The organism is Rhizobium sp. CC-YZS058, from assembly GCF_034720595.1.
Lineage (GTDB): Bacteria > Pseudomonadota > Alphaproteobacteria > Rhizobiales > Rhizobiaceae > Ferranicluibacter.
The window spans coordinates 2,905,851-2,917,610 of record NZ_JAYESJ010000001.1; the positions used below are offsets into that span (position 1 = coordinate 2,905,851).

The 11,760-nt window shown below is 62.1% G+C and carries 6 protein-coding genes and 1 tRNA gene; 2 read left to right on the forward strand and 5 right to left on the reverse strand.

What is annotated here, in order from left to right:
• Window positions 1-566: 566 nt before the first annotated feature.
• Both U8330_RS13980 and U8330_RS13985 read left to right on the forward strand, forming a co-directional pair.
• Window positions 567-640 (forward strand) — tRNA-Gln (locus U8330_RS13980).
• Window positions 641-797: 157 nt separating this feature from the next.
• The gene (locus U8330_RS13985) at window positions 798-3,053 is read left to right on the forward strand and encodes a DUF6538 domain-containing protein (RefSeq protein ID WP_323105868.1); all 2,256 of its coding nucleotides are present in this window, start codon (window positions 798-800) and stop codon (window positions 3,051-3,053) included.
• 166 nt (window positions 3,054-3,219) lie between these two features.
• Here U8330_RS13985 and U8330_RS13990 read toward each other — a convergent pair whose 3' ends face one another.
• From U8330_RS13990 to U8330_RS14010, 5 genes are all read right to left on the reverse strand, one after another.
• On the reverse strand, window positions 3,220-3,558 hold the full coding sequence (locus U8330_RS13990; RefSeq protein ID WP_323105869.1) for a hypothetical protein: 339 nt from the start codon (window positions 3,556-3,558) through the stop codon (window positions 3,220-3,222).
• Between the two features lie 235 nt (window positions 3,559-3,793).
• On the reverse strand, window positions 3,794-4,642 hold the full coding sequence (locus tag U8330_RS13995; RefSeq protein WP_323105870.1) for an ATP-dependent Zn protease: 849 nt from the start codon (window positions 4,640-4,642) through the stop codon (window positions 3,794-3,796).
• Window positions 4,639-6,570, reverse strand: a complete 1,932-nt coding sequence (locus U8330_RS14000) for an ATP-binding protein (protein WP_323105871.1) — start codon at window positions 6,568-6,570, stop codon at window positions 4,639-4,641. Before U8330_RS14000 ends, U8330_RS13995 begins: the two co-directional genes overlap by 4 nt.
• 619 nt (window positions 6,571-7,189) lie before the next feature.
• Window positions 7,190-8,224: a hypothetical protein gene (locus U8330_RS14005; protein ID WP_323105872.1), complete on the reverse strand. Its 1,035-nt coding sequence runs from the start codon at window positions 8,222-8,224 to the stop codon at window positions 7,190-7,192.
• A 1,971-nt stretch (window positions 8,225-10,195) separates the two neighbouring features.
• Window positions 10,196-11,326 (reverse strand): hypothetical protein, encoded by a 1,131-nt coding sequence (locus U8330_RS14010; RefSeq protein WP_323105873.1) that lies wholly within the window; start codon window positions 11,324-11,326, stop codon window positions 10,196-10,198.
• Window positions 11,327-11,760 lie beyond the last annotated feature (434 nt).

Consider the following 11,760-nt stretch of genomic DNA (forward strand, 5'->3'; position numbering starts at 1 on the left):
AAGGAGGCGACAGGGAGGGGGGCGGCATGGGGCGAAGCGGCGCGGGCGCGTTTTCCGCGCCTGCGCTTGGCTTTTCCGGCGCGCGGCAGACCCTGCCCCTCGCTCCGGCCCTCGGCCGACACCCCGGAAACAGACGGCTGATCGCCGTGATCGGGGTCTTTCACTGTATCTACCATGGCGCCGCGCAAGCCCGAAGGCCGCTCAAGACGCTCTCACTATGAACGTTGGGCGAACACTACCAGCCGGCCGCGCATTCGCCAAACCCTTTTTGCCCCTCCCTGCGCAAGCCACACCGAACAAAGCCCCCGTCCTGCCGACCTCGTTCCGCAGCTTGGCCGAACCCGCCGCCGCCACGGACCAAGGCCCGGCCACCCCCGCCGACCGCGACCACTCGATCCCCCTTCGCAAGCCGCCCGGCACCCCGCGCCCACCCCTCTCGCCCTTCGGACAGCCGATCCTCATCTTTTCGGGATTCTTCGTCAAAAACCGCTTTGCATCCGCCCCGCTTTTGTCTATAAGCCCGCTCACCGAACGGCGCCCGGCCAAGCCACCGCCCACCGGCCTGCTGGGGAATAGGTTAACGGTAGACCCACGGACTCTGACTCCGTTAGTCCTGGTTCGAATCCAGGTTCCCCAGCCAATTCTCCCTAAATCCCTTGATTCCTTTGTTCTTCCGTCGTGCCGGACCCCGTTTGGGCATCATTGGCGACCTGATGCCCAGACCTGATGCCCACAGGTGAGGCCCACGCGTGCGTTGACGTGGTTCCTGACCGGTGGCCTGCAAGGGCAGTCGCGCCATGCCTGTTCGTCACGACGTCGAAAATCTCATCCGCCGGGGCAACATCTTTTATTGGCGCGCCCGCATCCCCAGCGCCTTCACACGTTGTCGACCCGGCAGCCGACTTTCATTGAGCCTTCAGTGTTCCGACCATAGAAAGGCACAGATGATCGGCCGCCGGCTCAACCTGCGGCTTGCTGAGCTGAAAATGGGCCAGGTACACGTCATGTCCGACAGAGAGCACCTTCGACAGCTTTTCGAAGCCGAGCGGAATGCCATGCTCGAGCATCTCGACGACGTGGCGACAGCCGCCAAGCGCATGGGCCGGCCGTCAGACATTCGGGATGTCGAACTCGACCTCGAAAACGGCTGGGCCTACAAGCTGCTCGCACTGTTCGGCGTCAGTCGCCGCTTGACACTGGAAGAGGACTGCGAGGGCCGCGCCTATCTCCTGAAGAACGGCGTGCCTGCTTCGCACATGCACGCCATCGCAGCAAACTACCGCGCGCAGGTGCAGAAAGCACGGAGCCAAGTCTTCCAGAATGCCATCAAGGCCATGATGACGCAGTTCAAGATCGAGGCGACCTCGCTCAACCATGAACGCGCGATGCAGGCGTATTTTGGTGGCCGAGCCGAGGCATTGATGGAAACGAGCGAGCGATTCCCGCTTGCAGACCACAGCTTGAGTGAACTGACTGGCGGTGCGTCAAAGGCTCAGAGAGCCGCTGCATCGGCACCACAGGAATGGCAAGCCTCTGTCGCTGGCTATCCGGTGCATACCAGCCTGAATGTAGCACCGGCTGCTCCAGCGAAAGCGGAAATAAATTCCACACCGCAACACATTCGGAATGATGCTTTCTCAGGGACGCATACGGGGCAGGATCTGTCTGCACCTGGCAAGGCAGGGCATCGTTCAACGGATCTCCACGCGATTGTCGTTGGAACACTCGATTACCAGCCTTCAAGGGAGGAGGCCGAACACGCCGCTTCGGCTCTCCCTGCAACGACCACGCCGTCTGCCCTCACTTCTCCTGCCCTTTCGCCGACACCTGCCCAGCGGAACCATGTTGTCGCCGTCCGTGATTTCGAAGTTGAGTGCGACAAGTTGGTCAAGAACATGCGCGATAGCTGGGACGAGGCAACGGCGCGTGATGTCTACGCGCTGGTGCGGATGTTCAAGGGCGTGCTTGAAGAACACGGCGTCGAACACTCCGGCGAGATCACCCAGTTTCACATCGGCCAGCTTCGCCAGCACTTTAATGCGATTCCAGTGCGCTGGGGTCAAAGCGCCCGAATGCGTGCCATGTCCACTGCCGAACTCCGCGCTGAGGGCGGGAAGCTGAAACTCGAAGCAGAGCAAACAAAGACTGTTGCCGCTGTGGGCTTAAGTGCTGCGACGATCCGAAAGCACATGGGGAATCTCGACCATTTTCTCAAACATATCAGTGGTCACGGTTATGCACTGACGTCCTGGACCTTTGAGGGCCTACGTCCAAAGAAGCCGAAGCCAGGCAGTGTCCGCAGACAGCAGATGAAACCGAAGCCGGAAGATATTGCGCCGATCTTCGCCTCTCCTGTCTACACCGGCTCGCGAGATGATCGCCGCGGACGCGGCAAGCCCGGTCCTTTCGTTTATCACGACGCCGCGTACTTCCTTCCGATCATGTTCACCTATCTCGGCGCTCGACGCAGGGAGTTCGCGGGCTTGGCATTGGACGACATCGTTGAGGATGCAGACGGCATGATCATCAACATCCAGAGCAACGAGTTCCGTCGGTTGAAGACGGAACAGTCGGAGCGAAAGCTTCCCGTGCCTGACGAACTGCTGCGGCTTGGCTTCGCTGACTATCTCGCGGCATTGAAGGCGCTCGGCTACCGGGAAGTCTTTCCGGACCTTTTTTCACATCGAACCAAGAACGATCCGGGTGACCGGTTCTACGATGTCTTCACGCCCATCATGACGAAAGCCCTAGGTGAGCAGATGTGGGGCCGCGCGTTTCACGCTCTCAGGCATGGCATGGCGGACACGCTAAAGCAGGCCGGAGTTTCAAGTGAGGTGATTGACGATATCTCCGGCCGGCTAAGTGCGGGCAGCGAAACCAACACCCGCTATACCAACCCCGCAAACCTCGCGCTGATCCGGCAGACATTGAAGAAGTACCCGATCATCACGAGTGGTATCGAAGCCAAGCCTATCCGACTGCTGCCATGGGTGCAGGATCTGCAGCCGCCACCATGGGCACGCTCGGCCATTTCAGAGTCGAGACGGAAATGACGCGATCATGCGCCATCATTCCGCTGCTGGCCATCAGCGCAACCCTGAGCGGCTCTGCTTACTTGCGAGTGTAGAGCGTTTTTCGACGTCTGCGTCGGTATTGGAACTCAAGTCGGCTACGCGATCAGTTGGCTTTCAGCGTTCAAGCCCTGCTCGCAGAGAACCACTAGTCCTCAGGGTTTTCCTCGTTGGGCCGCGCGAAGAGGTGCATCTTGCGACGAAACCCCCATCTCTCACGGCCGTATCTCTCGACCAGATCGTCGAAGACAGTGTTAGCCGCAGCTTCATCGAACCCTTGCTCCACCAGCCGGTAAACGAGTTCGTCTTGTATGCCATCAAGCTGCTGCTCGTCGTTCTTCGCCAGTGCATCTTGAATCATCCAATGCAGCGCGACGCGAGCGAAGTCATCGCGGCCCGGCCGCTTCTCGGCCTTGTTTTTCGCCCGGAGCTTGCGCTGGCGCTCGGTCTGCTCGCGGTTGCGCGCCTCATACGTCTTGCCTGCCATCCAGCTCTCTCTCGTCGTCTTCTTGCTGCAAGGGTCACCCGGCCGGTCCTCCGGCGCAACACGTTTGCAGGTGAATCGGTAAACGAGATGTTTGAATCAAAAATCCAGACTCCTGAATCGGATACCCGCAAAGGCAATGCACTTGCAGACAAAGGCAAACCGGTTGTCGCCGAGTGTACTGCAGTTGATTGCCCTCTCGGATGCCAGCGCGACTGCGGCTGAAGCCGTACCGCGATCAGCCAGGGGACGCTCGTGGCTTGACATGCCCACGCGCAGCCTGACCAAGAATGCGTTCTACATCCTCTGCATCGAGCACGGTCTGTCGGAACAAAGACGCCGCCAGGACATCCAGCGTGCGCCGGTTCTCGGTGAGGCAATCAGTTGCCGCCTGTGCCGCCGCCTCGATGCGACCGTGCACCCGCGTGGCAAGTGCGGCATCGAAGGTCAGCACCTGCGCCGGCTGCGCGTGCGCCAGGTACAGGAGCGGCCGTGTTCCTCCGAAGCCAAGCCGCGTTTCCATCGTCAGTGCCAGCTCGGTGGCCTTGGCGAGATCGGACTTCTCGGATCCGCCTGACCCCGTCGAGGCATCACCGATCACGAGAAGCTCGGCCGCTCTGCCCGCCATGACCATCGCCAACATCTGCTCGTACCAGGCGAGCGACTCGTCCGGCTTCGCGAAGCTCATGGTGTTGAGCCCACCCGTCGCAGCATCGATGGTGATCCCTTCGACGGCCCCGAGGCCGAGCACATGATGCACGACGGCATGACCGGCCTCGTGCACGGCGTAGCGCCAGCGGATTGCCTCCGGCAGCACCGGCCGCTGACCACGTAGGACCTCCACGATGTCGTCCAACCGAAGATCGCGCTTTCTGCGCCTTGCTCTCGAGCGCGCTTGCCGCACGATGCGCTCGATATCCGCACCGCTCAAGCCCATCGCTCGCTTTGCGAGATGCCGTAAGAGCGAGCTGGCTCCTGACGCTGGAGATGGTGCCCGTTCGTTGCGCCGGTCTTCGACGGATCCCGATCGAAGAGGTACCGGGTTGCTGGTGCTGGCGGGCTCGTGGTGCATCTGTGTGCGTGTCATGTCCGATCTCCCGTTCTGCCTACGTGTCCAGCTTCCATCCCTGCAGTCTCTTGCGCTCCGGTGTTGCGGTCTGTGCTTGCTGCGAGTTGTTCGTGGTCCACCTTGGTGCCGTTATGCTCACGCTCCAGCCGCTGGAGATCCTCACCGAGGTGATGCGCGAGAATGGCAGCGAGCGTCGGGATGTCGGGCATCGCGATGTGGATGTGTGTTTCCAGCCGGCCGGACCGCGTGATCGCCGCATCGATCTGCTCCGGGCGGTTGGTTGCGCCGATAACGATGACGCCGTCGCTGCGTGATACGCCGTCGAGCAGCTCCAGCATCTTGTTGACGATCGTATTCCAGTAGTCCGCATGCTCCATCGCCGCATCGTGCCGTTTGCCGATGCCATCGATCTCGTCGATGAACAGGATCGCCGGCGCGTGAGACCGTGCTTCGGTGAAGGTCTGGTGCATGCGGTCGATCACGTGGTTGAGGTGCCGGCCCTGAAGCCAGGTCGACACCGAGGTTGCCAGCAACGGGATCTGTGTCGTGTTGCAGAGCGCACGGGCAAAGGTCGTCTTGCCGGTCCCAGGCGGACCTGACAGCAGCAGCTTGGTCGACATGGCCGACCAGTCGAGCGATCCGGCTCGGTAGTCATCAAGATCGACCTTGAGATCCAAAGCCCATTCGCGAGCCGCTCCGAGGCCGGGCATGGTCTCGATCGCCAGCGCGGGTTTGGTATCGGTCGTCTCTCCGACGTCCTGAGGCTGGACCAGCTCGATCCCGAGGCCGGTCAGCCGGCCGTGTGTCTTGTCCGGCTGCTTCTGCGGCCTGGCCTTCCGCTGCAGCGGCTTCTCCGGACGCTGTGGCTTCCTGTTGCGGTCCCGCTCCGGCTCGGAGGCGGTGTCGTCAGCGACGTCATCGTCTTCTGGCCGGTTGAGCGCAGCGCGCTGCTTGAGAGCTGTCCAGGCCGTGGCGCGGCTGCGGCCGGGGCGCAAAGCCAGCACCACATCATCGACGGTCAGTAGCCGAAGGTCGTCGTAGCTTGCCGTTCCGTCATCGGGATCACCGGCCTCGTCGCCGTAGATGGCGTCGAGCAGACTGGCGACGAGGTCGGCGTCGACCGCGCCGAGCCGCAGGTCGAGATCGAGATCGTCGCGGAGGGGTGCTGGGACATCTGCACCTTCCTCGACAACGATCACGACCGGCAGGCGTGCAGCGAAGGCTGCTGCCAAGCCCGAACTGTTGTGCAGACCCTGCCCATGATACTCGTGCCCGAGAAAGCGCACGATCCTCCGCCGCTGCTCGTCCGCCGCAAAATCTTCATCCGGCCTGCCGCGATAGATCGGGCCGGACGCCGATGCGAAGGGACCGGTCGGCGTCAGGGCGCTCAGTTCGAGGAAGTCCGCCATCGCCGTCAGGAAGCCAACAGTCGGAGCCTCGAGCATCACCATCGGTGCTGGCCGCCGGACGATGTCGACGACGTGCCGCAGCGACAGGCCGGCAGTTCCGATCGCCCTTGCGAGCAGGAGCGCGAGAAGCATGTGGGGAACAGGTGGTGGCTCGGCCGTGGAACCGACCAGACGAACGGCATAGGCAGCCTGCCCGCCGAGCGGCGAGGTCTCGGGCGCAGGCTCTGCGCTGCCTGAACGTCCAACGGCCTGCACCGAGTCTGAGAGCCCTACGCTCGGCGGTACAGCCTGTACCGTCAGACCGGCCAACACAGCGCGGTGCTGCTCCCAGCGCTTGAGCAAGACGCCGTCCCGTTCGGGATCACCGGAAAGCGCGTGGAGATCGAAGGCTGCCGCGAACCGGCGGACGAGATGCCCATCGACATCGACGAGCGTTTCAACGAGCAAGCCGCTCGCAGTCGCCTGCCGAATGCGGTCGCGCCGTGCGAGGTGCTTGAGGCGGAGGACGAAGAGGCGAGACAGTCGGTCCATCAGCATTCCTCCTGCGGCAGGTGACGGGACGGCGGCTGAACATGACGCGGTCGGCTCCGACCTCGCGGACGAAGAGCGGTCGAGCCTACAGGCGGCGGTTCCTTCATCGAGATACGATCCCGGCGCGTTCGGGCAGTGGATGCGGATCCGGATCCGGCAGCCGGCACGCCACCGCCGTTCTTCGACGAGGCCGGATCAGCCGCGACACCGGTCTCTTCCACGAGGATGCTTGCTTGGCGCTGGGCGACCCAGCCTACGACAAGTCGGCACGTGGCGTCACCGAGTGCAGCTCGCTCTTCAAGGGGCGTGAGGATGGCTGCCGGGACAGATAGCCCCTGGCGTAGCGTGAGATAGGCAAGGCCGATGAGAACAGCGGCATCCATGTGCCGGTCGCAGTCGGTCGAGGTGACGGCCGCGGCGTTGACCGGCTGGCATCGCACTAGCGGCGATCGCTGCTGGAGAGACGTGAGAGACGTCGGAGGGGACGGCGGGAACGGTGTGGTGGAGGACATGGCAAAGCTCCGCCTGCGGCGTCCACGATCAGCGGGACGACGTCAGGTCATGAAGAAAGAAACGGGAAGGCAGGACTGTTGGCGCGACGATGTCCGCGCGAGCGTCAGCTCACTCAGCTCTGAAGCGATCGCCGGGCGAAGCCGACGCGCACGCGGGCCGGCAAACGGCCTTGCGGCTGGCTTTCTTCGGCTTCGTCAAGCCTTCCGGGAGGCAGGTCGGCCAGCACCGGCTCGGGCCAGTCGCCATGGGCGTTCAAGTTGATGCGCGCGCTGACAGAAGGAGCCACCGGCAGAGTCGTGATCTCGGACGGGTGAGAGCTGACGAGCGGGCGAAGGACCTTGCGGGCCGCCCCTTCGAGAACCTGCTGGACACGATAACCAAAACGCAGCCGCAGCTCCGCCATGCAAGCGGCGGCTCCGTCGATCCCGATGAGGTCGTCGATCTCCGACAGCGCCCAGATGCCGCTCTCATGATCGCTTGGACGACTTGCGCCATCGACGATCGCGACGCCGACCGTATCAACCATTACCCTCTTGTGCTGCTTGTAAAGCCAGTCGGGCAGAACCAGGGCTGCGGCCATCATCTTGGCTTTGAGTTCCTCGAGCCGACTGGTGTCGCCATAGGAAGCAAGCGAGCGCTTGAGATCGAGGATGGTAGCGACATGGCGCGTGCGATGAACCACGATCATGTCCGGCGTATAGCTGCCCTTGGCCGGAGACTCGCAGTCGAGTGTGATGCCGTCGAGCTGGCTCCAGTCGTTGCCGGCGATCGCCTCGAGCGCGCTCTTGACCAGCGGCAGCTTGATCGACTGCGTGAGGACAAGCAGATCGGGATTGGCGCGCGACACACGTTCGAGCGCCTGCTCGAGCAACTTGCCCTCCCGGAAGCTGACAGCACGCACGAGCGACGCCAGATGGATGTAGTCGCCGAGGATGTCGTCGTCGCAGGGTTCGCCATCGACGATCGCAGCAATCGCGGCGTCGATCAGTGCAGTGAAGTCGGCTTCGACGTCCGAGAAGCGGACGAGATGCGCATGGCGGCGGAGAATGGCCGGCTCGACCGACAACAGCGACGGTGCGGCCGTACCGGACCGGCGGAACGCGCGGGGTCCTTCCCCGGCAGATGCGGAGGCGATATGGATGTCCATAGCCCGATTCCTTCTCAAACAAGGAGTGAGGGTCAGGCCCTTGTCGGTGTTCCACCACCGGCTTGGGCCGCTTGATGTTCCCCATGAGGAACACGCCTAACCTGGCAGTGTTTGAGCCCGAGCTCAAGGAGCCCCAGGGGCTCGAAGCGATCGCAAGGTTAACGGCGGGCTCATGAACGGCGTACCAGCGGCGTAGGCTGCCTGACGACGTCTTGGCCGGCTGGCCTGGCAGGATGACCCTCCAACGATGCTTCGAACACGGAGAGGAACGGCGTCGGACGTCATCGCAGGTCCACTTGCTTCCAGGCTTGATGGGCCGGTGGCGGCACAGACCCGCTTGCAGTTTGGGCTAGGTGCGCGTGCCGGCTCTCTGGTTGGATCGGCCGCTCCACGACACTGCGTCCACAGCCTGTGAGCCGGTGTTCTCTTCTGTCCGCTGAAGTGCAGCTCGGCATCAGGTCAACGGCACCGGATGCTCCATCGCTCCAATGGACATGTGCTTCCTCTCTCTCATTGTTGCAGGCGATCCGCCGCGCCTGCATGGTCGAGGTCCTCGTCGGGCTGACCTTTGCAAGAGACGTTGCGTGCTCATCTGTCTTTCGGCGGGATCGCCTACGCGTCTCCTCTGTGATAGCGCCACTTAAACCAGCCTGGCAGGAGTACGCATGTCCCGTTCGTTCGTCACGCCTTCCGTGACCGGCGTCATCCATTTTGTACGTTCTCCCCCCGTTACTTCATCGAACGTCGTTTGCGCCTGACTCAGATGTTTTGATCGCACAGCACTTGTGGTAGCTACGTCTCACGAACCGCACCTCCGACCCATCAGCCATCAGACGAGGTCCCGCTGCCTCGGTAGCCGCTGCTTCCGTATCGTCGCGGACAGGCTTCCGTCTATTGTCCATCGAACCGGCTCTTAGGTCCGCGGCCTTCTGATTCCGACGTCGGCATAAGCGATTCAAAAGCACGCATTCGTGATTCCTGATTTATGAATGGTGGTGCGCAACTCTGCAAAACCGATTCCGACGGCAAGCCAGCCGTTCGACCGAGCCTCCCCGACCGCTCAGGCGATGCCAGCATACACCCGATCTCTCACGACGACCCGAGACGCTCGTAGACCTGCCACTGCGCTTCAAGCCCGGCTTGGGTGTCCGCTCCCTCATTGCACCCGACAGAGGCCGGTCGTCTGCGGCATGGTCGAACCTGAGGTCGCTGGCACGGAGTCTCGGCTGATGCGGCTCCATCGGCTGCGGCTTTGAACCTTGGCGTGCCGGTTCGTCGAGGATGTTTCATCGTCAGCGCCGCCACGACGGTCATGTTGAGGCCTTGCTGGCCCCCTGAATTCGGCGCTGGCAGACCGTTGCGCCAAGGCCTAAGCCTCGGGTAACCAGGGAAGCGGAAGCAAGCGCCACGCTGCCTTCAGTATGGCCAAGCGGGCGAAGCACAGCGTGGCCAACTGCTCGAACGCTGGCAGAGCGGGACTGCGGCAGCTCCCACTCGCTACCGGCCAACTCAAGGGGAGCCGACCTTCTCGAAGGGTCGAGCTGCCATCTTCCTGAGGTCCTGCGCGTTCTCCGAACAGAGCAACGTGTGCGTTCTCCCCCCGTTACTTCATCAAACGCCGTTTGCAGTTGAATCGGATTTGCAGAGCCAAATAGCGTTTGCGGCGAGAGACGATAGACGAGAGAGGGTCCGCCTTCGATCATGCGGAAAGCCAACTGCCTGTCAGGCTTTCGAGGCGGTCCATCTTCTCGATCAAGATTGGTCTTGCGCTGTTCGAAGCTTGGCGCGACCCCGCCGTGGGGTAGCACGACGATCCGGCAGAGGGGGTGCGGTCGACCGGCCTGCGCGCGGGCTGTCCCCGCGAGGTCGGTCGGTAGCCGGGCGAAGAGGATGCGCTGTGCCCGGACAAGCGAAAGGGCCGCATGGGCCCTTTGCAATGTTCGATGGTAAGTGATCCAGAGCGGAGCGCGGTCAGCGCATGCCCATGACCGAGCCTTCTGCTTCCAAGAGCTGTTCCGACCCTACGACCACGCCTGCGGGATCGATGTCGTCCTCCGGGACAAGCCCAGGAAGCGCCCGCATCTCATCCTTCTTCGCCGGCCGGATCACATCAAGATCGATCATCCTGGCCGGGGCAACCTTTGCGGCCTCTTCCCGCAGAGCGATCGGGGCCGCGTCGAGCTCGGCGCCGGCCTTCGAAGTCGGCTCGGAGTGAGCCGCGATAGGGTCCAAGGTCCATTCCGGGTTCTTGGTCTTGCTTAACGCCCATGCCAAGGCCGGCAGAACCTCGTCTCGAAGCCAGGAGCCGATCTTGCCGCTTTCGGGCCAAGCGGCGTGCCCCCCGAGCTTGTCTAAGATCGCAAACACGCTCGCCCATCGGCTGTTGATTGGGAACGGGACGTCGCAGATGTTTCCCGGCGTCGTCGGGTTCGGTGTAACGAAGTGTGCAAGGCTCTTCAGCTCTGCTTTGGTGATCCGCGCGAGCGCTTCGATCTCGTCGGCGAGTTTGGCCTTTACGACCTTCCTGCCTGTGCAAGCAGCACCAATCCTGGACTGCAGCGTCTCGAGATGCCCGACGAAGGACTTCAGGCCGGTGGCAACCTTGTCTGCGATCAGCGCTTTCAGCCCGTCGATGCCGCCGACATCGTAGGGATCGGCTGCAGGCGCACTCTCGCCCGCCGTGGCCTCCGCGAGGATGGCCTGGACGTCTTTCACCTTGATCGACCCAGTTTCCTTGCAAAGGTCGATTGCCGCCTCGATCTGCTCGTCGGTCGCCGACGCGAGCTTGAACAGCACGGTCGAATTGACGGCATGCTGCACCAGCGTTTGCCGGTAACGTGACAGCGAGCGATGGATTGCCCGGAAGTTGCGTGCGTGGCGATCGGTCATGCCGCACCGCTTGGCGACCCATTTGCCAAAGGCCCCTTCGGGAAGAAGGTCCGCGGCATCGGACAGGTGCCTGCCAAGTTCGAAAGCCTGCTCGGTGGATTTCCGTCCAAGCTGATGGATGCTGGAGGCCGCGGCTTCCAGTCGCGTCTTGACCTCCTCGTTGATCTCGTCGGCGGCGTAGTCGTAGTCAGCAGCGGTAATCGCTGTGGTCATGCGGACATCTCCATGTTGACACCGTTGGTTGCTGAACCATTCAAGCAACCTCATATAGTTTTGGAGATAAACGTAAGCCTGTCAAATAGATAACTTTAGAGAAGGCCGAAACATTACACAGACTTGCTTAGATAATACTATTTATAATTTTGAAAATCGACTAGTTAGACCCATAGAATTTTTTTTTAATAAATCTTATACTTATCTCGACAGCGCGAGCGTTTTTGCGCCACTGCGGGTGTTTGGTGCTAGTTGTGATGGTGAGAACCAGGAGGTGGAGAGGTCAGTGCAGCCTGCCACGGAAGGCCGCCTGAAAATCCTTTAACGCGCAGCTCCCGACGCATCTCCGGCATCATCGTACCGAAGATGCGTCCCGTGTGGTGGCAAGCTCGAAGGGAACATTCGCACCTACTATGCGTGCTTGGGCTAAACTA

Bases quoted from the DNA above. Each gene is read 5' to 3' on its own strand.
- U8330_RS13985 (WP_323105868.1), top strand. From the start codon at position 798: ATGCCTGTTCGTCACGACGTCGAAAATCTCATCCGCCGGGGCAACATC.
- U8330_RS13990 (WP_323105869.1), bottom strand. From the start codon at position 3,558: ATGGCAGGCAAGACGTATGAGGCGCGCAACCGCGAGCAGACCGAGCGC.
- U8330_RS13995 (WP_323105870.1), bottom strand. From the start codon at position 4,642: ATGACACGCACACAGATGCACCACGAGCCCGCCAGCACCAGCAACCCG.
- U8330_RS14000 (WP_323105871.1), bottom strand. From the start codon at position 6,570: ATGCTGATGGACCGACTGTCTCGCCTCTTCGTCCTCCGCCTCAAGCAC.
- U8330_RS14005 (WP_323105872.1), bottom strand. From the start codon at position 8,224: ATGGACATCCATATCGCCTCCGCATCTGCCGGGGAAGGACCCCGCGCG.
- U8330_RS14010 (WP_323105873.1), bottom strand. From the start codon at position 11,326: ATGACCACAGCGATTACCGCTGCTGACTACGACTACGCCGCCGACGAG.